This is a genomic window from Nocardia miyunensis NBRC 108239, assembly GCF_001613065.1.
Lineage (GTDB): Bacteria > Actinomycetota > Actinomycetes > Mycobacteriales > Mycobacteriaceae > Nocardia > Nocardia miyunensis.
In genome coordinates this window covers 1-23,326 of the sequence record NZ_BDBQ01000041.1, presented here as the reverse complement: position 1 = coordinate 23,326, position 23,326 = coordinate 1, and the positions used below count along the sequence as shown (strand labels likewise).

The 23,326-nt window shown below is 68.4% G+C and carries 18 protein-coding genes; 7 read left to right on the top strand and 11 right to left on the bottom strand.

Translation table 11 applies throughout. The features are described 5' to 3' along the window. Positions 1 to 82: 82 nt before the first annotated feature. A complete protein-coding gene (locus NM2_RS17940; protein ID WP_067670036.1) occupies positions 83 to 865 on the bottom strand; it encodes a glutaminyl-peptide cyclotransferase in 783 nt (260 codons plus the stop codon). 17 nt (positions 866 to 882) lie between these two features. Here NM2_RS17940 and NM2_RS53420 point away from each other — a divergent pair, with 17 nt between their 5' ends. Next, positions 883 to 3,621: a DUF3027 domain-containing protein gene (locus NM2_RS53420; RefSeq protein ID WP_439956887.1), complete on the top strand. Its 2,739-nt coding sequence runs from the start codon at positions 883 to 885 to the stop codon at positions 3,619 to 3,621. A gap of 8 nt (positions 3,622 to 3,629) precedes the next feature. After that, entirely contained in the window at positions 3,630 to 6,848 is a 3,219-nt protein-coding gene (locus tag NM2_RS50665; RefSeq protein WP_174575646.1) for a sacsin N-terminal ATP-binding-like domain-containing protein, read from the top strand. On the opposite strand, the gene NM2_RS17925 is transcribed toward NM2_RS50665, so the two are convergent. Both NM2_RS17925 and NM2_RS17920 read right to left on the bottom strand, forming a co-directional pair. Beyond that, complete coding sequence (locus tag NM2_RS17925) at positions 6,829 to 7,455, bottom strand: TetR/AcrR family transcriptional regulator (protein ID WP_067670032.1); 627 nt, start codon at positions 7,453 to 7,455, stop codon at positions 6,829 to 6,831. The genes NM2_RS50665 and NM2_RS17925 overlap by 20 nt on opposite strands. 59 nt (positions 7,456 to 7,514) lie before the next feature. After that, a complete protein-coding gene (locus tag NM2_RS17920) occupies positions 7,515 to 7,751 on the bottom strand; it encodes a DUF2530 domain-containing protein (protein ID WP_067670030.1) in 237 nt (78 codons plus the stop codon). A gap of 64 nt (positions 7,752 to 7,815) precedes the next feature. Between NM2_RS17920 and NM2_RS17915 the strand changes: the two genes are divergently transcribed. Beyond that, positions 7,816 to 8,253 (top strand): MarR family winged helix-turn-helix transcriptional regulator, encoded by a 438-nt coding sequence (locus NM2_RS17915; protein WP_067670028.1) that lies wholly within the window; start codon positions 7,816 to 7,818, stop codon positions 8,251 to 8,253. Positions 8,254 to 8,274: 21 nt separating this feature from the next. Here the strand turns inward: NM2_RS17915 and NM2_RS17910 are convergent, their stop codons facing one another. The 7 genes from NM2_RS17910 to pdxH all read right to left on the bottom strand — a co-directional run bounded on the left by NM2_RS17910 (position 8,275) and on the right by pdxH (position 17,474). Next, entirely contained in the window at positions 8,275 to 8,664 is a 390-nt protein-coding gene (locus NM2_RS17910; protein ID WP_305781657.1) for a YccF domain-containing protein, read from the bottom strand. Between the two features lie 143 nt (positions 8,665 to 8,807). Next, complete coding sequence (locus NM2_RS17905; protein ID WP_067670023.1) at positions 8,808 to 10,013, bottom strand: GNAT family N-acetyltransferase; 1,206 nt, start codon at positions 10,011 to 10,013, stop codon at positions 8,808 to 8,810. A 238-nt stretch (positions 10,014 to 10,251) separates the two neighbouring features. Next, positions 10,252 to 11,424: an AI-2E family transporter gene (locus NM2_RS17900; RefSeq protein WP_084531192.1), complete on the bottom strand. Its 1,173-nt coding sequence runs from the start codon at positions 11,422 to 11,424 to the stop codon at positions 10,252 to 10,254. Positions 11,425 to 11,509: 85 nt separating this feature from the next. Then, entirely contained in the window at positions 11,510 to 13,228 is a 1,719-nt protein-coding gene (locus tag NM2_RS17895; protein WP_067670021.1) for an ATP-binding protein, read from the bottom strand. Between the two features lie 433 nt (positions 13,229 to 13,661). Continuing rightward, positions 13,662 to 14,975, bottom strand: a complete 1,314-nt coding sequence (locus NM2_RS17890; RefSeq protein WP_084531190.1) for a citrate synthase — start codon at positions 14,973 to 14,975, stop codon at positions 13,662 to 13,664. A gap of 180 nt (positions 14,976 to 15,155) precedes the next feature. After that, entirely contained in the window at positions 15,156 to 16,439 is a 1,284-nt protein-coding gene (locus tag NM2_RS17885) for an MFS transporter (protein WP_067670019.1), read from the bottom strand. Positions 16,440 to 16,796: 357 nt separating this feature from the next. Further along, positions 16,797 to 17,474: a pyridoxamine 5'-phosphate oxidase gene (gene pdxH / locus NM2_RS17880; protein WP_084531198.1), complete on the bottom strand. Its 678-nt coding sequence runs from the start codon at positions 17,472 to 17,474 to the stop codon at positions 16,797 to 16,799. Positions 17,475 to 17,730: 256 nt separating this feature from the next. On the opposite strand from pdxH, the gene NM2_RS17875 reads away from it, so the two are divergent. Beyond that, a complete protein-coding gene (locus NM2_RS17875) occupies positions 17,731 to 18,876 on the top strand; it encodes a citrate synthase 2 (RefSeq protein WP_067670017.1) in 1,146 nt (381 codons plus the stop codon). Positions 18,877 to 19,029: 153 nt separating this feature from the next. Next, positions 19,030 to 19,959: a polysaccharide deacetylase family protein gene (locus tag NM2_RS17870; RefSeq protein ID WP_245718091.1), complete on the top strand. Its 930-nt coding sequence runs from the start codon at positions 19,030 to 19,032 to the stop codon at positions 19,957 to 19,959. 328 nt (positions 19,960 to 20,287) lie between these two features. On the opposite strand, the gene NM2_RS17865 is transcribed toward NM2_RS17870, so the two are convergent. Continuing rightward, positions 20,288 to 21,028 carry a hypothetical protein gene (locus NM2_RS17865; protein WP_245718090.1) on the bottom strand — a complete coding sequence of 247 codons (741 nt, stop codon included), beginning with the start codon at positions 21,026 to 21,028 and terminating at the stop codon, positions 20,288 to 20,290. A 153-nt stretch (positions 21,029 to 21,181) separates the two neighbouring features. Here NM2_RS17865 and serC point away from each other — a divergent pair, with 153 nt between their 5' ends. Both serC and sepH read left to right on the top strand, forming a co-directional pair. Then, complete coding sequence (serC, locus tag NM2_RS17860) at positions 21,182 to 22,309, top strand: phosphoserine transaminase (protein ID WP_067670014.1); 1,128 nt, start codon at positions 21,182 to 21,184, stop codon at positions 22,307 to 22,309. A gap of 241 nt (positions 22,310 to 22,550) precedes the next feature. Continuing rightward, positions 22,551 to 23,326, top strand: a 776-nt coding sequence (gene sepH / locus NM2_RS17855; protein WP_218025944.1) for a septation protein SepH, incomplete at its 3' end; no start/stop codon positions are given.

The following is a 23,326-nucleotide window of genomic DNA, read 5'->3' as shown; positions in this document are numbered from 1 at the left end:
TCATCGAGGGATGAATCGCCCTGCGAGCAGGGCGGGCCGGTACTTGCCGCGATCAGGAGATGGTGGGAGGTCGGCGACACGTTCAGTGGGGCGCGAATCGCACCTCGAACGTGGTGGGCCAGTTCTTGCCGGTGATCAGGAAGTGATCGGTGCCGGGGAGGTCAGCGATGCCGTTGAGGACGTCCGTTCCGGCTCGTTGGGTGGGGGTGAGCAGGTTCGATGCGTCGATGTCGCCGAGGACCCGGCCGGAGGCGGGATCGATGTGCAGGATGTGGTCGGTCGGCCAGTCGTTGGCGTAGACGGTGCCGTCGGGGGCGCAGTCGAGTTCGTTGAGGCGGGCGCCGGTGTGGCTGCTCAGCCGGATCGAGCCGGTCGGGGCGAAGCTGACCGGGTCGCGGAAGGTGAGTGTGCTGGTGCCGTTGCTCATGACCAGGCTTTTCCCGCGGGTGCACAGTCCCCAGCCCTCGCCGTCGAAGTGCACCCGCCGGCGTTCGGCGAGGGTGACCGGGTCGCGGTCGAAGGCGATGCCGTTCCGCCAGGTCAGCTGCCACAGCGTGTCGCCCGCGCGGGTGACGCCCTCGCCGAAGTATCGCGGGTCCAGGTCGATGCGGGCCAGTTGTGCGCCGGTGATGAGATTCGTCGCGCGCAGACCGGACTTGCCGTCGAGGCCGGTGCTCTCGTAGAGGACGTCGCCGTCGATCTCGAGGCCCTCGGTGAACGCGGTGTGGTCGTGCGGGCGGGTTGCCAGCACCTTCACCCCCAGGTCCGGGGTGCCGGCGAGCACGTCACATCCGGTCGTCGCGAGCAGCGCCACTGCCAGCGCGATCAGCCCTGTTGCGGCCAACGCACGGGGTTTGCGTTCCATACGGCAAAATGTAGGGCGTGAGCGCAGTTTCTGTTTCGGAGCCCGGTGTGCGACCGATCCTGGCGGAGGCGGTCGACGTGGCTCGCCGTGCGCTCCTGGAGCTGCAGCCCGAAGGCGTGGGCGAGCATCTGGGTGTGACCGCCGAGGACGAGTACGCGGCCACCCATCATTTCGCGACGACCCTGCCCGGTTATCGCGGCTGGCAGTGGGCGGTCGTGGTGGCCGCACCGCCGGAGGCCGACCGGGCCACGGTCAGCGAGTCGGCGCTGCTGCCCGGCCCCGACGCCCTGGTCGCCCCCAACTTCGTGCCGTGGGATCAGCGGGTGCGCCCCGGTGATCTCGCGCCCGGCGATCTGCTGGCCCCCCTGCCGGACGATCCGCGTCTGGTGCCCGGCTATCTCGTGACCGGCGACCCGGTCGTCGACGACGTCTGCGAGGAACTCGGCCAGGGCCGTCCGCAGGTGTTGAGCCGTGAGGGCCGCGAGGAGGCCGCCGAACGCTGGTTCACCGAATACGGCCCCGACACCGACATGGCCCGGGCCGCCCCGTCGACCTGTCGCCTCTGCGGTTTCTACGTCCCGCTGGCCGGCGCCCTGCGCGCCTCCTATGGCGTATGCGCCAATGCGCTCGGCGCCGACGGCCACGTCGTCCACGCCGAATACGGCTGCGGAGCCCACTCCGACACCGAACTCCCCACCGGCAGCGGCTCCCCCCTCTACGAGGCATACGACGACGCCGCCGTCGAACTCGTCTCCCCCGAGGACCTGCGCAAGCCGTCGCCCGCCGCACCGGGCGATGCGGCCGAGCAGGACGCACCCGCGGACGCCGTCGCCGAAACAGGCGACCTCGCACCGACGAATGAGTCCGCGCAGGAGAGCGCTTCCACGCACGCGGTCGTATCGAGTAGTGCGCCCGCCCCGGCCGATGCCGTTGCGCGAGACGGCGGCGATGCGGTTGCGCACGAGAGTGCCGCTGCGTCAGCGGGAGTCGTCGCGCAGGAGAGCGCGGTCGCGTCGGCCGATGCGGTTGTGCAAGAGGACGCCCCGGCCGATGCGGCTGCAAAGGGTGATGCTTCCGCATCGGCGGAAGCCGTTGCGCCGGGCAGCGCGGTCGAGTCGACGGAAGCCGTCGGGCTGGGCAGCGTGGTCGAGTCGGCGGATGCTGCTGTGCATGAGGACGCGCTGGCGGATGCGGCTGTGCAGGGTGATGCTTCCGCATCGGCGGGTGCCGTTGCGCATGAGGATGCCCCGGCGGATGCGGCTGTGCAGGGTGATGCTCCTGTGTCGGCGGATGCCGTCGGGCCGGGCAGCGTGGTCGAGTCGGCGGATGCGGTTGTGCATGAGGATGCGTCGGCGGATGCGGCTGTGCAGGGTGATGCTTCCGCATCGGCGGATGCTGTCGGGCCGGGCAGCGTGGTCGAGTCGGCGGATGCTGTTGCGCATGAGGATGCCCCGGCCGATGCGGCTGGACAGGGTGACGCTTTTGCATCGGCGGACGCCGTCGGGCAAGAGAGTTCGGTAACAGCGTCGGATGCCGTCGCGCGGGAGAGCGCGGTCGGGTCGGCGGATGCGGTTGCGCAGCAGGATGCTCCCGGAGCAGCGGGTGTTGCTGCGTCGGAGGCCTCGGGTACGTCGTCGGCTGTTGTCGGGCCGGAGACCGAAGTCGCGTCAGCCGATGTCGCGGCGGATGTCGATGTGCGACAGGACGTTTCCGCGCCGACGGATGTGCGGGGCGAGGTTTCCGGGTCGGCGGCAGTCGTCGAGGAAACGAGCTCGGTGGCGCCGTCGGATGTTGTTGCGCGGGAGGATGTCTCCGCGGCGGCGAGCGGTGATGCCGATGCCGTGACCGTCGTCTCAGGGCCGGGTGAGTCGGCGTCGGCTGCTGAAACTTCCGCCTCGGCAGCGGGCCCGTCCGAGTATTCGGCAACCGTTGACGCCGAATCGGATATCGGTACGCCGGGTGCGGCAGACGAACTGTCCACGGGATCCGTTGCTGGGCCGGATGAATCGGCGCAGCCTGCCGAGGCATTCGCCCCGGCAGCGGAGCCGTCTCGGCAAGAGACGGCCCCAGCCGCTGAGCGGTCCCGGGAGGAGTCGATCTCAGCCGCTGAGCCTTTCGAGGAGGAGGCGACCCCAGCCGCTGAGCCTTCGCAGGAGGAGGCGACCTCAGCGCCCGAATCGTCCGCCGAGATGGCGGGCAGAAGCGTGGAGTCTGCCGACGTGGATGCCTCGGCCCCGAGCGTTTCGACCTCGTCCGACACCGCGAACCCTGCCTCGACCGGGCAGCGGTTCGGAGAGTCGGCGCCCGACGAGCCGCCGACGGGTATCACCACGGGTTCCGCCGATGCGGTTGTCTCGGGCTATTCGGCATCGGCAGTGGCGCGGGAGTCCGTGGAATCGGCCACCGCCGCGACGGGCTCGGTGGACCCTGTTGCCGCCGAGGCGGCTTCGATCGGCGATGCCGATGCGGTCGCTGAGCATCATGCCGCCGATTCCGTGGCGGGTGTCGGCACCGAAGCCGCGGGTACCGCGAACGACGATCCCGATGACCGCCCGGCGGCCGACGACGATGCCGTCGGTGACACGGATTCGCGGTCCGCTGCCGAGGCCGAAGGGCTGGTGGATTCCGCTGCGTCCGAAGATGTTTCCGGTTCCGGGGGCACGGACAAGACGCAGTATCACGATGCCTGGGCGGTATCGGCGGTGCGTGTGCGGCACGATGCCGAGGGCGCTTCCGGGACGGCGGAGTCGAGCTGAGCGATATCGTGGGGGATCCATTCGGGTCGGCGGGCCTTCGGGCGGGGGTGCTCGATGCGTGGCGTGGGTCGCCGACCCGGCTGCGTGAGGACGCGGCCACCGAGGCCGATCTGGTGCGTGCGGGATACCGTGATCGGCTGCTGACCGAGCTGGCGCAGAACGCCGCCGATGCCGCGGCTCGGGCGGGTGTGCCGGGACGGCTGGCCGCGTGGTTCGAGGGCCGGGCTCTTCATGTTGCCAATACCGGTGTGCCGCTGGATATTTCGGGTGTGCACGCGCTGACCGCGCTGCGGGCGTCGGCGAAGCCCGCCGCGGAGTCCTCGGTCGGCCGGTTCGGTGTGGGTTTCACCGCCGTGCTCAGCGTCGGCGACGAGATCGAATTCCGTTCCCGCACCGGCGCTCTGCTGTTCTCCCGCGAACGAACGCGGGACGAGTTGCGCCGCAACGAGATTGCCCTGCCCGAGGATTCGGAGTTCGAGCCGCCCGCGCTGCGGCTGACCTGGCCGCTCGAAGTGGCCCCCGCCGACGGATTCGACAGCGAGGTCGTCGTTCACCTGCGCGCGGACGTCGATATCGCGGCTCTGTCGGCCGCCATGCGCACCGAGTCCACCGATCTGCTCCTGGAACTGCCCGCCCTGCGTTCCATCCGGATCGATGAGGACGAAATACGCAGTGAATCAATCGAACTCGGCGGCGGTCTGCGACAGCTGACACTGTCGGGCCCGGCATTCGGCGAACGGATCTGGTGGCAGTTCGAGACCGCCCGCGCCCGGTGGCTGCTGCCGATCGCCGACGGCCGCCCGGCCCCCGCCGGACACGATGTACTGCGCGCCCCCACTCGCTCGGACGAGGAACTGTCCCTCCCCGCCCTGCTCATCGCGCAGATCGCCATGCAACCCGACCGCCGCCGCCTGCTGCCCGGCGCTCGGATAACCGAATTGGCCTCCGGCTACGCCGATTTCGCCCGAGCCCTCCCGCCCCGAGACCGATTGGTCCTGGTCCCCGCCCCGGGATTCGCCCGCAGCGAGACCGACGCCCTGCTGCGCGAAGCCCTCGTCACCGAACTGCGCACCGAACCCTGGCTCCCCGTGGTACCGGCCCACCCCACCGGCACCCAACGACCTGATCCGTACCTCGCGCCCGATGACGTCACCAGGGTCGATCCAGTCGTCCCCCGGTTCGAAAGCGACTCCGTCACCGCCGCGCACGACCCGGCCGAACCCGAATCCACGACCGACGCCGTGGATTCGAATGCCGCTGTGGACGACTCGGCGTCGCCTGCCGGGCCGCACATCCAGCAGTACATGGCCGACACCGCCGCGGAGTACACCGACTCCACGACGGACATCGCCACTGCCCCGGAAGACCTGATCGATCCTGGCGCGGAATCGGACACCGTTGCCGGAGGCTCGGCTGGTCATCGCCCGGAAGCGCTCGCAGCTGCGAGCACGGTGAAGTCCGCTGCCGCCGTGGCTGATTCGATCGGCGGGACGGTGGAACCTGATGCCGCCGCGACGCGGTATCCGGGAGTTGCGCTCGCCTCGCCCGCGCGAGCGAGTCTATTCCCCGGCGTGACAACGGAATTGGCCGAACTTCTGGCCGATATGCTGGGCCCGCTGGTGATTCCCGAACTTTCGGACCGCGCGGGGTCCGACGCGCTGACAGTGCTGGACGTACACCGGATCGGTCTGGCGCGGATCGCCGAGCTGTCCTCGAGCCTGGAACGTCCACCGCAGTGGTGGTATTCGCTCTACGACGCGCTCGAGCCGTTCGTGGTGGACCCGCTGACCGCGGAGGAACTCGGTGCCCTCGCGGTGCCGCTGGCCGACGGCCGTCGCGTGACGGGGCCGCGCACGGTGGTGCTGGGCGACGCGCTCGAGCTCGTGGACGTCCCCTACGGTGACGATCTCACCGCGGAGATCGCGCTGCCGGTGCACTGGGCGCGGCTGGTGCATCCGGAGGCGGCGCACGATCTGCTGGGCCGCCTGGGCGCGCGGCAGGCCACCATCGAGGATCTGCTCGCGGATCCGGCGCTGGAGGCGACATTGCAGGACGATCCGGCCGATCCGGATACCGTCGAGGCGGTGCTGCGCCTGGCCGCGCAGGTGACCGATCCGTCCGCGCTCCCGGCCTGGCTGGGCACGCTGGAACTGCCCGGCGAGGACGGTGAGCTGCTGCCCGCCGACGAGCTGTTGCTGCCGGGTGCGCCACTGGCCGGGGTGCTCGCACCCGATGCCCCGCTCGGCACGGTCGATTCCGCCACGCTCGATCGTTACGGCGAGCACGCGCTGCGCGCGATCGGCGTGGGCTGGGAATTCTCGGTGGTCACCGAGCTCGACCCGACCGGTCCGGATCATCATCTGGACGATGAAGAGACCTGGTGGGAGACCCTCGCGGAGGATCCACCCGAGCTGATCGCCGTCCGCGATCTGGATCTGGTCGACGACGACGCCTGGCCGAATGCGTTGCGGCTGTTGCTGTCCGAGCCTCGCGCGCGACGCTGCCTGGCCGATCGCGACGGCTACACCGCCTGGTGGTTGCGTCACCACGCGCGGATCGGCGGCACGCCGCTGGGCCTGTTCCGCGCGCCGGGCGACGAGGTGTTCGCCGGTCTGCTGGCCGCACCGGCCGATCTCGACCCCGCCGACATCGCCGCCCTGCACGCGGTGCTGGCGGATCCGCAGGTCATCACCCGGGAATTGGCCGCCGCCCTGCTCGACGCACTGGCCGATCCCACGAAAACCCCTTCCCCGGAAGCGATTTCGCAGACACATCGCAGGCTCGCGGCCGATCTGGACCTGCTCGATCTGGACGAGCTGGCCGTGCCCGAGCGGGTGCGCGCACTCTCGGGCGCGGTGATCGACCCCGCCGACGCCCTGATCCTCGACGAACCCTGCTACGGCCTGGCGGTTCCCCCGGATCGGCTGGTCGTGGGCGATCGCGGCACCGCGCGAGCCCTGTCCACCCTGCTCGATCTACCGCTGGTCTCCGAGGCGGTCACCGCCGAGGTGCTCGGCGCGGGCCGGGTGAGCAGCTGGCGGGAAGAACCGCTGGGCGTGGTCCTGCGGCTGCAATTCGGGTCGGCCCCGGCGGGCGCGCCGTTGATCCTGCACGAGGATCTGCGCGTACGCCTGAGCGGCGCGTACGAGGCGACCGTCGAGGTGCCGTGGTGGCGCGAGGGCGAGGTGACTCACGTTCGCGCGCAATCTATTGCGCGTACGTCGTGATCATCTCCGCGAGGACGTCCAGCTGCGCCCGGACCGCCTCGCTGTCGTTGTCCACCAGCCAGCGCAGCACGATGCCGTCGATGACGGCGAGGGTGAATCGGCTCAGCGTGGTGACCGGCACCGACCACCGGGTGCCGGTGGCGTCGCGGGCGTGTTCGAGGACATCGCCGACGGTGGAGTCGTTGAATGTGTATTGTTCGCGCGCGATCGCCAGTTTTGCCGGAGTTTGTTCACTTTCCCGCAGTGCATACGTTGTGGTTTCGTAGGTGAGCAACTGTCGTTCGGGTGTGGCTTCGATGTTCAGCCACAGGAGTTCCAGACTCGCGCGCACCAGATTTTGAAGCGATTCTTTTCCACTTCCGACGCCCTGCCAGACCGTTTCGTTGGTCTCGACGGAATCACGTAATTCCATCGATAGCGCCTTGACCAGTTCGGTCATCAGCGCGTCCTTGTTTTCGAAACAGTAATGCACCACACCGAGCGAAACTCCGGCGGCTTGCGCCACGTCACGGGTGGTTACCCCGGCCACGCCCTTTTTTTCGGCCAGGCCGATAGCGGCCTCGATAAGGTGGGCGCGGCGTTCTTCGACGCTCAAACGGGAGGACACCCACGCAGTTAAGCGGGAAGGACGCGAACAGTCAATTCGCGAGCGCGAAAAAGTCCGCCTCAGAGGCCTTTCTGCGCACCCTTGTCACCGCGCCGCGCACCGCGACGTTGAATCATGAAGATTATGTAGCCGAGCAATCCCACGGCCAAGCCCATCAGACAGATCGGCCGCGCGGGCGCCCAGCTGTCGTTCACCCAGACCGCGATCGTCGCGATCGCCCAGAGGATGCTGCCGAGGGCCAGTACCGGACGCGGATCGGTCAGGCGCGGCGGAATCTCGGGCACGTCGGAGGTCACGATGCCAACGATACCGTCGCGATCGAACAGCTCCCGTCCGGCGTGTCACGTATCGTTCAGCTCTGTGACAACGGCTTCCGATATACGAGCCCTAGCCGCCGATCTCTCCCTGGCGGTGGTTCGGCTGACCCGACATCTGCGGGGTCGCCGCGCCGAGGCTCAGATTTCGCTGACCCAGCTCTCGGCCCTGGCGACCCTCAATCGCGACGGCTCCATGACTCCGGGCGCCCTGGCGTCCAAGGAAAGAGTGCAACCACCCTCGATGACGCGCGTGATCGCGTCGTTGTCGGAAATGCAGTTGGTCGACCGCGCTCCGCACCCCACCGATGGCCGCCAGATCATCGTCTCGCTCTCCGACGCGGGCCGGGCGTTGATCGCCGACGAGGCCAATGCCCGCGAGGAGTGGATGACCGCCCAGCTCTCCGGCCTGAGCGCCGCTCAGCTCGACGTGCTGCGCGAGGCGGTCGGGATCATGACCCAGATCGTGGACGAATCGGAATAGCGGCGCGCCGCGCGGGTGGCCTCAGCGCCCGAAAGCGCTTTCACTCGGCACGATTTCGCGGCCCAGCGGCATCAGCGACACCGGGATGAGCTTCAAATTGGCCCAGCCGAACGGTATTCCGACGATCGAGATGAACAGCGGAATACTGGTGAGCAGATGCCCCAGGGCCAGCCACCATCCGGCGAAGATCAACCAGATGACGTTTCCGACCATCGACGGAGCGCCCGAACCCGGCCGCGCGACGACCTCGCGCCCGAACGGCCACAGCACGTAGTTCGCGATCCGGAACGAGGCCACGCCGAACGGGAAGGTGACGATCAGTATGCAGCAGATCACCCCCGCGAGCAGATACCCCAGCGCCATCCAGAAACCGGCCAGCACCAGCCAGATCACATTCAGCACGAACCGAATCGTCTCCACGATTTCCAGCATGCCAGTGCGCACCCGGGCAGGCCACTCCGGCGGGCCCGCACCTGAACGAGCCGCCGCGGCGAGACGTGCCGGGTTCCGGTGGAGCAGGGCGAGAGGGTGAGCCGGCCGGGTCGGTGGCGCGGTCAGAAACTCCAGCCGAGAACCGGCTCGCGGTCGGTCTGGAAGGCCAGGTCCAGCGCCCGCAGTACCGCCTCGTCCTTGGCTCGGATGCGGTGTGCCGCAGCCATTCTCCGGATTCGGTGTGCGCCGAGATAGACCGAGCCCAGGACGTCGATGCCGAGTTCGACGTCGGCCTCGCGGGTGGTCGGCGCGCATTCGGCGCGGCCCTCGCGCACCCGCAGCTCGAAGACGCCGCCCGCCGCGCGGAACGGGTCGTGCACCGCGACGACGATATCCAGATCCGCCAGGTACGAGCGGGCGGTCAGCGCGGCCGGTACGTCCATCAGCCGCGACCACAGCGCATCGCGCAGGCTCGTGGTGTGGACCAGGCGCGGATCGGTGAACAGGTGCGGGAGCGGGTCGTCCGGGGCGATCGTCGCCTCGATCCGATCGAACAGTTCGAGTGCGCACAGCGCCCGCCAGAGCGCGGCGTGCGCGTCCGTGGTGACCGCGCGCAGTTCCACCACCTCGATCGCGGCGCCGGATTCGCGCCGGTGGTAGCGGTACAGCGCATAACCGTCGGGGTGGGTGAAGGCGAACAACTCGGTCCCGCCGCCGCGGAAGCGCGGATGATCGGCGAACAGCGCGTCCCAGGCGGGCTCCGGGCGCGACTGCGCACCGGGCCGCACCCGCCGCCAGCGGTCGTAGATCGCGGGTACGACGCGCCGGGCCTCGGCGATCGCGGTCATTTCGACACCGTCCGGATCCGGTGTGCCGGAATGGAATTGCGCGAACCGGCGATCGAATCGGATACGCTGCTCGCAGATCGACGGGCCGTATCCGAAGCGGCCGTAGATGCCGCCCTGACTGGCCGTGAAGACGGTCAGCGGCAGTCCGCGTTCCTCGGTGCGCCGATGCTGTTCGGTGTACATCGCGCGCAGGATGCCGCGACGCCGATGTGTCGGTGCGACAGTGACATTCGCGAGCGACTCCACCTTGACCGGATGTCCGCCCGGCACGGTCAGCGTCTGCGGATACGCACTGGTGAACCCGACTACCCGATCACCCTCCAACGCCACGATGCCGTTCTCGAGCGAGAACAGGCGACGAGTCCGTTCGTTTTCGACCGGATCGCTCACCACACCGAAACCGGTATCGCCCAGCAGCCGGACCGCATCGCCATCGGCCGCGGTACCGGAGCGCAGAGTTATCCCCGACGTCTGTGTCATACCTGCACCTTTGCACGTATCGGGACGACTCCGCACGCCGATTTCGCCCCGTCCCCCTCGCCCGCGCGGTGTTGCCGAGGTGGATCCGGTCCGTCACCCGGCCGTCCTGCCATCCCCTCCGAGGCAGGCCGAGCCGGTGACCGGATCGTGAGGTCCGCCGAACCTCACATCGGAGACGATCCCGCAGCCGACTCGACAAGCGCTTAACAAGACCTTGCAGCGTCGAGGCCGTGCCGGACTACTTCCGCGAACGTCGCCACAGCCGCCGATAACGGGAGGTCGTGCGTTCGATCCGCGGATCCTCGGCGACCTCGTACCGCCTGACGTATTCGCTCAGGAACGCCTGCACCGTCGCGGTGGCCGGAATCGCCAGCAGCGCGCCGACCGCGCCCAGCAGGGCGCCGCCCGCCAGTACCGCGAGCAGTGCCACCGCCGCGTTCACATCGACGGTGCGGGCGGTGATGCGCGGTTGCAGCAGATAGTCCTGGAACCACTGGTAGACGACCGAGAACACGATGATCCACACCGCATCGATCGGCCGGATGGTCAGGGCCACCAGCACCGGCAGGGTGCCCGCGAGATAGGTGCCGACGGTCGGGACGAACGAGGCCACCACACCGAACCACACGCCGAGCGCGACTGCGTTGGGCAACCCGAGGATCTCGAGGAACACCCCGTGCGCGAGTGCGGAGATCACCGCCAGCAGGGCCCGGGAGTACAGGTATCCGCCGGTTTTGGAGATGGCCAGATCCCAGGCGTGCAACACCTCGCGCTGGCGGGCCGGCGGCAGCAGCGAGCACACCGTGCGGCGCAGCTTGGGGCCGTCGGCGGTGAGGTAGATGCTGAACAGCGCGATCGTCAGTACCTGGGCCAATCCGCCGAGCACCGTGCTGGACAGGCCCCACGCGTTGTTCGCCGCGGTCTGGGCGTAGTTGTTGAGCACATTGGAGTCGTGCAGTAGGCGGTCACGCAGCTGATCCACCGTGAAGTGCTGGTGGAAGGTGTGATTGATCCATTCGACGAGTCGGTTGATCAGCCCGGGCAGTTCGTGCAGCAGGTTGCTGACCGTCTCCACCAGCAGCGTCACCAATGCCGCGAGAAACCCTGCGACACTGGCGAAGAGCGCCACGAACACCACCGTGGTGGCCAGACCGCGATGCACTCCCCGCGCGGAGAGCATATTCACCGCCGGTTCGGTCGCCAGCGAGACGAAGAACGCGACCAGCATGATCGTGAAGATCCCCAGCAGCTTGTGCGCCGCCCAGTCGGTGATCTGATAGACGCCCAGCAGCGCGAAGGCCAGCAGCATCGCCCGCGGCAGCCAGACCGGCATCCGGCGTGTTCCGTTCGAGGAGGGTTCGCTCGGTGCGTCGGCACCCTGCTCGGCCCGCTCGTCGGGATGGTCGGTCATTTCATCCAGTGTGCCCGCTCGCGCCCGGTTTTCCCGGCTGCGACCCGCCCTGCCACGTCCCGCCCGATCCCCGCGGAGCTGCCGATCATTGTCCGGCGACTTTCTGGTAGCCGTAACCGGTCTGGTGATCGTGCTCGGCCGCGAATGCGGATCCGCCCAGCTCCGCGCGGGCCGAAGCGCGCAAGAATTCCGTCGCCGCGACGTTGGCGGTGGGATCGGCGTGCCGGATCGCGGTGGTGAGGCGGCTGCCGCGATAGAGCAGGCTGGGATCGCGTTCGGCAGAACACCATTCGGCCGCGTCGTCCTCGATTCGCTGGCGCCACAGCAGGAATGCGCGATTCTCCGCGATCCAGCCGCGCAGGCGGTCCCAGCTCAGCAGGGTGTCGTGCAGCAGATCGGCGTGCCGGACCTCCACCACGATCAGCCGCGTTCGGATCAGGCGATCGACCAGATCGCGGCCCGATCCGGTCCGGGCGGCGATGCGCAGCAGATCGGCGGTCGGTATGCGCCGCCGGGAATAGCTGCCGTCGCGGTGCACGGCGATCAGGGCCAGCAGGAGTTGGCGGGCGTCGACCTGTTCGTCCGGAGTCAGCTCGGCCCAGCGGTGTTCGGCGATCCGCGCGATCTCCCCGGCCGGCCCGCCGACCTTCCGATATGCGGCGACATCGATGCGCTCGCCGGTGTGCGCGGCCCACAGCGACCGCATGGTGGCGGACAGGACGGCCAGCTCGCCGGGGCTCGAGACCGTCCTGTCCAGGCTCGGCCGATCCGGGTCCAGCGCGGTGAGCAGCAGATCGACCACCCCCGGATCGACCGCGGCGCCGCAGCTGCGCACGGGGCCGACGATGACCGAGGTGAGTTCGGGCCGCAGCATCGGATTCAGCGTGAAACTGTTGTGCTGCACCGCATCCGCGAGCCACGGGTACTGCGCGCAGGAGACCAGATCGTCGGATCGGATGGAGATCAGCACGGTGCCGATGGTGGACACCTGTTTGAGCCAGATCAGCAAGGCCGCGCGTTCGGTGGGGTCGATCTCGGGACGGTAGAGCTGTTCGAACTGGTCCACGATCAGCACCGGCCTGGCCTCGCCCGCCCATTGCCGCACCACCTCGAGATCCGGCCCGCCGACGGCGAGATCCGCTGTGTCGCCGAAGGTTCGGGCCGATGTGGCGAGCGGGTCGCGGCCCGCGGTGAGGATCGTGACCGCCCATCTGCCGCCCTCCGAGCGCAGCGCCGGAACGAGTGCGGCGCGCAGCAGCGAGGTCTTGCCCACGCCCGACGCGCCGGTCAGCACGATCACATCGGCCCGGCGCTGGGGCGTCGCCGACATCCGGACCATGGTCAGCAGCGTGGTGAGCGCGCGCCGCCGCCCGAAGAAGATCGCCTCGTGCTGCTCGGTGTAATCGCCGACCGGATACGGCCGCTGCGTCGTCGCGCCGGTGGCGTCGGCCGGACTCGACCGCGCCGCCGTCCACAGCATCCGCCACGCCCGGGTGTTGACGGCCTCGCCCGCATTCCCGGTCCGGCGCTTGGCCCGCGCGCCCAGCACCTGTAGCACCGGCAGCAGCGATTCGAATCGCGCGGGCACATTGCGCCCGCTGAGCCAATCGCTGATGCGCTGCGCCGAGGCCAGCGCCGATCGGGTCTCCCCGGCCTCCTTGGCCCGCAACTGGGCCAGCATCGCGACATTGCGTAACGAGGGCGCCCCCGCGGCCCGATGCAGCGCCGAGAGCCGCCGCGCGAACTCGCTGCGCGCCGACCCACCGTGAACCTGCCGATCGTGACCGGTATCTTCGGTTGTCATATAGCCCCCCAACGGACTTGGGTATCCGCCCGACGATGGGCGGATCGTTCATGCTCTCGATTCGATTAGACGGGGCGCGCCTCGATTCGGTTCCCGGGATATCCGCTCGATCCGGCCCGCACGGTGCCGGACCACCGGATGCGGCGGTTCTCCGGGCACGCCAGGGCCCGTGATGTAGCAGAGTCCGCGTCGCCGGACCGTACATCGCCGCCGGTACGGCTGACCTGGATTGCTGTCGATGACGGCGAAATTCCCTGTTACTCGGGCAGTTTCGGGACTCACCGTGGGGCATCGTACGGAGTCCGCGAACCGGGTGCCGCCGCTGAACGGAGCTGAGCTCGAAAGCGGCTCGGCCAGTTATGAATTGAGGAGATCAACGCTATGACGACGCCCGCCTCCGATCATCGGAGGCGGGCGTCGTGTCGAATTCGTCTCAGCGGCCGGAGATCCCGGTGAAGTCGCGGGCGCCGTAGCCGGTGTAGATCTGGCGGGGGCGGCCGATCTTCATGGGCTCGCCGTGCATCTCACGCCAGTGGGCGATCCAGCCGGGGAGGCGGCCCATGGCGAACAGCACGGTGAACATACGGGTGGGGAAGCCCATCGCCCGGTAGATGACGCCGGTGTAGAAGTCGACGTTCGGGTACAGGCGGCGCTCGACGAAGTAGTCGTCGGTCAGCGCGGCCTCCTCGAGCGCCTTGGCGATGTCCAGCAACGGATCCTGCACACCGAGCTTGGTGAGGATCGAGTCCGCCGTCTTCTTGACGATGGTCGCGCGCGGATCGTAGTTGCGGTAGACGCGGTGCCCGAAGCCCATCAGCTTCACGCCGTCTTCCTTGTTCTTGACCTTGCGCACGAACTCCTTGACGTCGCCGCCGGAATCCTTGATGCCGTCCAGCATTTCCAGCACGGCCTGGTTGGCGCCGCCGTGCAGCGGGCCCCACAGCGCGTTGATGCCGCCGGAGACCGAGGTGAACAGGTTCGCGTCCGAGGAGCCGACCAGGCGCACGGTGGAGGTCGAGCAGTTCTGCTCGTGGTCCGCGTGCAGGATCAGCAGCATGTCCAGGGCCGCGGCGACATCCGGGTCGACCTCGTAGGGCTCGGCCGGGAAGCCGAAGGTCATCCGCAGGAAGTTCTCCACCAGCGACAGCGAGTTGTCCGGGTAGAGGAACGGCTGGCCGACCGACTTCTTGTACGCGTAGGCCGCGATGGTCGGCAGCTTGGCCAGCAGGCGGATGGTGGACAGCTCGACCTGCTCGGGATCGCGCGGGTCCAGCGAGTCCTGGTAGTACGCCGAGAGGGCGTTCACCGCGCTGGAGAGCACCGGCATCGGGTGCGCGTTGCGGGGGAAGCCGTCGAAGAAGCGCTTGAGGTCCTCGTGCAGCAGGGTGTGCCGGCGGATCCGGTCGGTGAAGTCCTCGAGCTGGGCCGCGGTCGGCAGCTCACCGTAGATCAGCAGATAGCTGACCTCGATGAAATTGGACTGCCCGGCGAGCTGTTCGATCGGGTACCCGCGGTAGCGCAGGATGCCGGCCTCGCCGTCGATGTAGGTGATCGCCGACTTGGTCGGCGCCGTGTTCACGAAACCGGGGTCGTAGGTGACGTACCCGGTGCTGGCCAGCAGCTTTCCGAGGTCGATCCCGTCGTTACCCTCGGCGGCCTTGGTGACGGTCATCGGATACTCGCCACCGGGGTAGGACAATACCGGCTTGGCGTCGTCGTCGACGTTGATGATGTTCTCAGCGGGCACGGAAGGATCCCTCTCAGGCTAGAACCGGTAGGCATCGGGCACGGTCGGTGTCCGATGCGCTTCCTTCAACGCTAGCCGCTGGCCGATAGCGGTGGATCGTGAGGGTCTGGTTAACTACCTCACGGTCACCTCTGTTCGAGATGAGCTCCGAGGGGGTCTCGTGGTAGTGGGACACGATGGTCACACCACCGGAATTTCGGCATGTGCGCGGGCCACTCGGTACCGTACGAAGGCCGGAAAGACCAGGGCCGCGAGCACCATTCCGACCACCACGAGGGCGCCACCCCCCGCCGCCGCGACCGCGGTACCCAGGGCCGCGGCCGCAAAACCGTGGGCAACATCACCCAGGCGCGGGCCGCCCGCGACCACCACCGTGAACACGCCCTGCAGTCGGCCGCGCATCTCGTCGGTGGCCACCTGCTGCAACATGGTGGTGCGCAACGTCGCGGAGAACATGTCCACCGCGCCGCCGAATGCCAAGCAGCCCACCGCGATCCAGAGTCCGACGGTGGTGCTCAGCAGATGTCCGGTGACGCCGACCGCGACCCCGAAGCCGACCATGGCCGCACCCCACAGCGCGATGCACACCACCACCGCCAGACCCTGCCGCCGTAGATGCGAGAGCCAGCCGGAGAAGATGCCGCCCGCCACCGCGCCGGCGGACAGCGCGGCGAACAGCAGGCCCAGCGCGGTGCCGCCGGTGATCGGATCGCCGAAGGTGTCGTGGGCCAGTTCCGGGAACAGCGCGCGCGGCATGCCGAACACCATCGCGATGATGTCGACGGCGAAGGAGGCGAGCAGGATCCGCTGAGTGGTGAGGTAGGCGAATCCGTCTGCGACAGTGCGCAATCCGGCCCGCCGGGCGTCGCCGGTAGGCGGCACTTCGGGCAGCCGCCACACCGCCCACAGCGTGGCCAGCAGGGCCACCGAATCGATCAGGTACAGCGTCGACAGGCCCACGACCGGGATCAGCGTTCCCGCCAGCACCGGCCCGGCGATCGCGCCGAACTGCATGACCGTCGCGTTGAGCGAATTGGCGGCGGGCAGCAGATGGCCGGGCAGCAGCCGCGGATAGATCGCGCTGCGGGTGGGCTGATTCACTCCGAAGAACCCCTGCTGCACCGCGAACAGGCCCAGCACCAGCCAGACGTTGTTCACCCCCGCCAGCGCCTGCACCCAGAACAGCACCGAGGTCAGACCCGTCCCGACAGTGGTGATCATCAGCAGTTTGCGCCGGTCCATCACGTCGGCCAGCGCACCGCCCCACAGCCCGAACACGATCAGCGGCACGAGCCCGAACAGACCCGACAGCCCGACATACCCGGAACTGTGCGTGATCTGGAAGATCTGCTGCGGCACCGCGACGACGGTCAGCTGCGCCCCGACCACCGTGACGATATTGGTCGTCCACAGGCGGCGAAAGTCCTGGTTGCGCAGCGGGGTGATGTCGGCGAGCAATTTCACTGACGGAACATTAACGCCTCCGAAACGTCGGCGAACACCAATTTCGAGTGATTCATCCCATGATTGCAAGTCTGGCGGCATCACGGGATCGCCGGTCTTCCGCCCACCCCCGATAACGCCGACACCAAGGCCGCGGCCCGGGTCGGTTCGGTCTGCCGGAGCCGGGAGCGCAGCCCCTGAACCGTGGAGGCGAAGTCCAGGGACACCCCTGTTCCGTCCGCCCCGGATAACGCCAACACCAAAGGCGTCCCGGGTCGATTCTGGACTGACGGAGCGGGGGAGCGAAGCGGAGGAGGGAAGAATCGGCCCTTGGGGGGTCGCGGCCCGCCGGAGCGAAGCGGAGGCCAAAAACACAGCTTACGGCTGTAGGCGCTCGACTTTCATGGCGGAGACGTCGGGGTTGCCGACCTCGAGCGTGACGCGGATGCGGTTGTGCAGGCGGCTGCGGCGGCCCTGCCAGAACTCGACCGTTTCCGGGGTGAGCTGGTAACCGCCCCAGTTCGCGGGGACCGGGAGGTGTTCGACGCCCTCGAATCGGCTGATCACGCTGTCCAGGGCCCGGTCGAGATCGGCGCGGGAGGCGACCGGGCGGGACTGCTGCGAGGCCCAGGCGCCTAGCTGGGAATTGCGCGGCCGCGAGCGCCAGTACACCGCCGTCGTCTCCGGGCCGACCTGTTTCACCGGTCCGCGCAGGGTTACCTGCCTGCCCAGCGCGGGCCAGGCGAATGTGATCGAGCCGTAGGGGATCGCGGCGAGCTGATTTCCCTTGGCCGAATCGTAATTCGTGTAAAAAGTCACACCCGCCTGGGACAGGCCCTTGCACAGCACCGTGCGCGAGGCGGGGCGCGGGCCCGCGCCGGTCATCTCCACGGTGGCCAGGACCATCGCATTCGGCTCGGCGATACCGGCCCGGGTAGCCTGTTCGATCCAATTGCGCAGCAACGGTTCCCAGCCGTCCGAGAGCCAGGATTCGTCGAGATCGGGATCGCCGCCGTATTCCGCGCGCATGGCGGCGATATCCATTTCCGCACGCATCGCCGCACCCACATCGGGGTATGCGGGGGTCGAATTTCCAGTGGGAAATCCCACTCGGGCTTCCGCGGAACCGGGTGAATTCTCCTCGTCGCGCATGGACCAGAGGTTACTCCGCAGTAAGAGAAGGACTAAGGTTCTTATCGGTCGACGCGCGTGGCGCAACGTCCGAGTGAACCTTCGGCTACCTCGCGCGTCGCAGTGAGACACCGTGGCCGCCCAGGGATCGTGCGGCCCGAATCGCAAGGAGAGTCACCGCATGACTACCAGCGCTGCGGCATCCACCGGCCCCGCCGTACCCCCCGATTTCGTCAGCGGACTGGAAGGCGTGGTGGCATTCACCACCGATATCGCCGAACCCGACAAGGACGGCGGTGCGCTGCGATACCGCGGCGTCGACATCGAGGATCTGGTCGCCAATCGGGTGACCTTCGGCGATGTGTGGGCGCTGCTCGTGGACGGTGAATTCGGTCACGGCCTGCCCCCGGCCGAGCCGTTCCCGCTGCCGATCCACACCGGTGACGTGCGCGTCGACGTGCAGGCCGGGCTGGCCATGCTCGCCCCGATCTGGGGTTATCAGCCGCTGCTGGACATCGACGACCGGACCGCGCGGGAGAATCTGGCGCGCGCCTCGGTGATGGCGCTGTCCTACGTCGCGCAGTCCGCTCGCGGCATCTCTCAGCCCGCCGTGCCGCAGAAGAAGATCGACGAGTGCACGACGGTCACCGAGCGGTTCATGACGCGCTGGAAGGGCGACCCGGATCCCCGGCACACCCAGGCCATCGACGCCTACTGGGTCTCCGCGGCCGAGCACGGCATGAACGCGTCCACCTTCACCGCCCGGGTGATCGCGTCGACCGGCGCGGATGTGGCCGCCTCGCTCTCCGGCGCGATCGGCGCGATGTCCGGTCCGCTGCACGGCGGCGCGCCCGCCCGCGTGCTGCCGATGATCGAGGAGGTCGAGCGCACCGGTGATGCTCGTGCGCTGGTCAAGGGCATTCTGGATCGCAAGGAGAAGTTGATGGGCTTCGGCCACCGGGTGTACCGGGCCGAGGATCCCCGCGCGCGGGTGCTGCGCGCGACCGCCAAGCGGCTGGATGCGCCGCGATACGAGGTGGCCTTCGCGCTGGAGCAGGCGGCCCTGGCCGAATTGCGGGAGCGTCGTCCCGATCGCGCCATCGAGACAAATGTCGAATTCTGGGCCGCGGTCATTCTCGACTTCGCCGAGGTGCCCGCGCACATGATGCCCGCGATGTTCACCTGCGGCCGCACCGCGGGCTGGTGCGCGCACATCCTGGAGCAGAAACAGCTCGGCAAACTGGTGCGCCCGGCGGCGATATACACCGGGCCCGCGCCGCGCAGCCCGGAGTCGGTTGCCGGTTGGGCGTCGGTCGCCGGGAATTAGACCGCTACGAGGTCTTTCGGTCGCCCGTTCTCATCGATGGATGGGCGGCCGGGTGCGGTAGATGAATTCGCGAGGAACGACCGGGTGCCGCCGATTCTCGACACGTTTCAATGAAAGCAATTGCTTACCGGGACTTCCCGTACGATCCGTGCCGTGTTCGATCGAGTTCTCTCCAGACGCGGTCTGCTGGCCGCGGGAGCGATGGCTGCCGCGGGTCTCGCGGCCTGCGCCGAGGCCTGGGGTTCCTCGCCGACGTCCGCGACGTTGCCGGCCGCGACGGGACAGCCGCTACCCGTCACCGCCGCGCGCGACCCCGCGGCCATATTCGCGGCTAGGACGAATACGGCCGCGGCCGTGCCCGTGGACGCGCCCGCGGCACAGTCTGCTTCGGGAACGCAGCCCGCCGCGGTCGCCGCCGCGCACCACGGGCAGCGGCCCACGAAATGGGGGATGGCCCTGCCGGGCATCATCACCACATTCGCCCCGGCGGGCAAACAGATGGCGCTCACCTTCGACGCCTGCGGTGGTCCCGGTAACGACGAGATGAATGAAGTTCTGATGAACTTCCTGATATCCCAACGCATTCCGGCGACATTGTTTCTGAACGAGCGCTGGATCGACGCCGATCCCGCCCGCGCGGAATCGCTGGCGAACAATCCACTGTTCGAAATCGGCAATCACGGCACCCGGCACTGTCCGCTGTCGGTGACCGGACGTTCGGCGTACGGCATCGCCGGAACCTCCTCCCCGCAGCAGGCGGTGGACGAGGTGTGGGGCAATCACGAACGGCTGATCCGGCTGACCGGCCGCGCACCGCGATTCTTCCGCACCGGAACCGCTCACTACGACGAAATCGCCGTCGAGATCGTGCACGAACTCGGTGAAACCCCAGTGGGATTCAGCATCAACGCCGACGCCGGAGCCACCTTCAGCAGTGCCCGGATCCAGCACGAGATGGCCACCGCCGTCCCCGGCGCGATCTCCATCGCCCACATGCACCGCCCGAAATCCGGCACGGCCCCGGGCATGATGGCCGCCATCCCCCGATTACGTTCCGCCGGTTACGAATTCGTGCGGCTGTAATTTTGGCCTCCGCTTCGCTCCCCCGCTCCGTCAGTCCAGAATCGACCCGGGCCGCGGCCTCGGAGCTGGTGTTTTCGAGGGTGGGCGGAACTCGGGTGACTCGGGGGTGGTGTTGTCGAGGGTGAGCGGAACTCAGGTGACTCGGGCTTGACGTTTTCGCTCCGGCGGGCCGCCGCCCCTGAGGGGCGATTCTTCCGCTCCTCCGCTTCGGCCAGTCCGGAATCGACCCGGGTCGCGGCCTTTGGTGTCGGCGTTGTCGGGAGTGAGCGTTACTCGGGTGACTCGGGGTTGGCGTTGATCGGGGTGATCTGTGGGGGCGCAGCGGAGGCTAGGTGGAGGCGGCCCAGTCGACGGCTACCGATTCCCCTCGGTCGACGGTGAAGAAGGCGACCTCCAGATGTCTTCCCAGATCGACCAGTTCGATGGCGGACAGGGGGACGGGCTGGATGATGCGGACCGACCATGGGTGGGGTTCGTCCCAGGCGTGCAGTTCCAGGTCCAGGCGTAGGACCGGATCGTCGCGGCCGGTGTAGTCGGCGGCGACGGGACTGGCCGCGAGCACCGTGGCGTCGGCGCGACGACCGTTGGCGAGAATCTTGGCGATGCCGACCCGGGCGTTCTCCTCGGGCCCGGGGACGTACAGCACCACGCGGTCGCGATCGCCCGGATCCACGCGACAGCCGACGACGTCGCCGGGCTGCATCGCATCCAGATCGGACTCGCCGACGCGCTGGCGGATCCGCGTCTCGTAGGGCTGGAGATCCTCGATCTGGATGCGTATCCAGAACCGATGGCCCGGTTCGGTCCGGCTGCCCGCCGCGCCGCGCACGCCGTCCCGCATCACCACCGACGGCCCGGCTAACGGCGGCATCCGGCACGGCCGCACCCCGAGGATCCTCGCGGTGCCCGCGAGCCCGCGCATCAGCACCTCACGCTGAGCCGGTTCGGACAGCGCGCCGTGCCGCATCGCGAAGCCGGGCGACCCCCAGTGCGCCGACCACCGGCCGAACAGGCCGGAACGAGTGCTCGAGATCACCGGTGCTGGTCGTTCGCTCGCGCGCTCCCGCATGGCTCCACGGTAGCTGGAATATCAGACGCATCATGGCATTTCGGCTATTCGTGCGGAGGGCCGCCGGAATAGCTCCGTAACGAGCGCGACATACCGCTCGCGGTGGGTACCCACCTGCGCCGGAACGGGCGGCGGGTCGATAGGCTTGGGGCCATGACCGTTGCCTTGCCGAGCATCCCCGCCGAACTCAAACCAGCCGACGGACGATTCGGCTGTGGCCCGTCCAAGGTCCGCCCGGAACAGCTGAGCGCCCTGGTCGAGGTCGGCGCCTCGGTGTTCGGCACCAGCCATCGGCAGAAGCCGGTCAAGGATGTCGTCGCGCGGGTGCGCGCGGGTCTGCGCGATCTGTTCTCGCTGCCCGAGGGCTACGAGGTCGTGCTCGGCAACGGCGGCACCACCGCGTTCTGGGATGCGGCCGCGTTCGGCCTGATCCGGGAGCGTTCGCTGCACCTGACCTACGGCGAGTTCAGCTCGAAGTTCGCCACGGTGGCCAAGAAGAACCCGTTCATCGGCGATCCGATCGTCGTCTCGAGCGATCCGGGCACCGCCCCCGCGCCGGTCGCCGATCCGCAGGCCGACGTGATCGCCTGGGCGCACAACGAGACCTCGACCGGCGTCGCGGTGCCCGTGCAGCGTCCGGCGGGTTCGGAGAACGCGCTGATCGCCATCGACGCCACCTCGGGTGCGGGCGGTTTGCCGGTGAACATCGCCGACGCCGACGTCTACTACTTCGCCCCGCAGAAGTGCTTCGCCGCCGACGGCGGGCTGTGGATCGCGCTGATGAGCCCCAAGGCGCTCGAGCGGGTCGCGGAGATCAAGGAGTCGGGCCGGTTCACCCCCGAATTCCTGTCCCTGCCGATCGCGGTCGACAACAGCTCCAAGGATCAGACCTACAACACCCCGGCGCTGGGCACTCTGCTGCTGCTGGCCGATCAGATCGAGTGGATGAACGCCAACGGCGGTCTGGACTGGACGGTCAAGCGCACGCTCGATTCCTCCTCGCGGCTGTACGCCTGGGCCGAATCGAGCGAATTCGCCACCCCGTTCGTGACCGATCCGGCGCATCGCTCGCAGGTCGTCGGCACCGTCGATTTCGTCGATTCGGTCGATGCCGCGCAGGTGGCGAAGATCCTGCGCGCCAACGGAATCGTCGACACCGAGCCGTATCGCAAGCTGGGCCGCAACCAGTTGCGCGTCGGAATGTTCCCGGCGATCGATCCCGAGGACATCACGCGACTGACGCGTAGTATCGACTGGGTCGTCCAGGAAATCGCCAAGTAGGCGAATTCGGCAGGGGGTTCGGATGTTTCAGCGGATTTCGGCCATTGAATGGCGATCCGGCCGGGTCGCGGACATGCTGCTCGAAGCGAGCTGAATTGAACACGATAGCGCGCGCGGAAGTCTCCCGAGAGATTTCCGCGCGCGTGTCTTGCCACATGAATCTCAGAAGTGCACTACTGTTCCAGAACGTGGGCGGTGTCGCGAGCCTTGCTGTGATCGACGCGGCGATAAGGAGGTAACGGTGCGTGAGCTTCGAGTGATCGGTCTGACGCCCGATTCCGCGCACATCGTGTGCATCGATCCCGAGTCCGGACAGAAGTACCGGCTCGCCGCCGACGAGAAACTGCGTGCTGCCGCCCGAGGAGACCTTGCCCGATTCGGCCAGATCGAGATCGAAACGGAAGCGACTATGCGTCCTCGCGATATCCAGGCCCGTATCCGTGCCGGTGCGTCGGTGGAGCAGGTGACCGAGGAATCCGGAATGCCGCTGAGCCGCGTGGAGCGGTTCGCCTATCCGGTCCTGCTCGAGCGCGCGCGGGCCGCGGAGTTGGCACAGAAGGCGCATCCGGTCCGCAAGGACGGCCCGGCCGTGGAAACTCTCATCGATGTGGTCTCGGCCGCCTTCGCCGAGCGCGGCCACAACATCGATATCGCCGAATGGGACGCCTGGAAGGACGAGAAGGGCTACTGGGTCGCTCAATTGCAGTGGCAGGCAGGGCGTTCGGTGATCGCCGCGCACTGGCGTTTCCAGCCCGACGCGCACGGCGGTTCGGTGACGCCGCTGGACGATCCGGCCAATGACCTGGTAGATCCCGATTTCGGCCGGGCGCTGCGGGGCCTGGCGACGATACTGCCCGAGCCCGCCAGCGAACAGCCCGCACCGGTCGAACCGGTCACGCCGGTCGCGCCGACGCCGCCGCCGCTCGAGGAGCCCGCGGCGGTGGCCGAGCGGGAGGCGAACACCGAGGAGTACTTCGAGAAACGCGCCGTCGGCGGCAGTTCGGTGCCGGTGGCGGC

Coding starts and splice junctions, on each gene's coding strand:
- NM2_RS17940 (WP_067670036.1), bottom strand. CDS start 865: ATGGAACGCAAACCCCGTGCGTTGGCCGCAACAGGGCTGATCGCGCTG.
- NM2_RS17905 (WP_067670023.1), bottom strand. CDS start 10,013: ATGACACAGACGTCGGGGATAACTCTGCGCTCCGGTACCGCGGCCGAT.
- NM2_RS17900 (WP_084531192.1), bottom strand. CDS start 11,424: ATGACCGACCATCCCGACGAGCGGGCCGAGCAGGGTGCCGACGCACCG.
- NM2_RS17875 (WP_067670017.1), top strand. CDS start 17,731: ATGACTACCAGCGCTGCGGCATCCACCGGCCCCGCCGTACCCCCCGAT.
- pdxH (WP_084531198.1), bottom strand. CDS start 17,474: ATGCGTGCGGAAATGGATATCGCCGCCATGCGCGCGGAATACGGCGGC.
- serC (WP_067670014.1), top strand. CDS start 21,182: ATGACCGTTGCCTTGCCGAGCATCCCCGCCGAACTCAAACCAGCCGAC.
- NM2_RS17895 (WP_067670021.1), bottom strand. CDS start 13,228: ATGACAACCGAAGATACCGGTCACGATCGGCAGGTTCACGGTGGGTCG.
- NM2_RS17865 (WP_245718090.1), bottom strand. CDS start 21,028: ATGCGGGAGCGCGCGAGCGAACGACCAGCACCGGTGATCTCGAGCACT.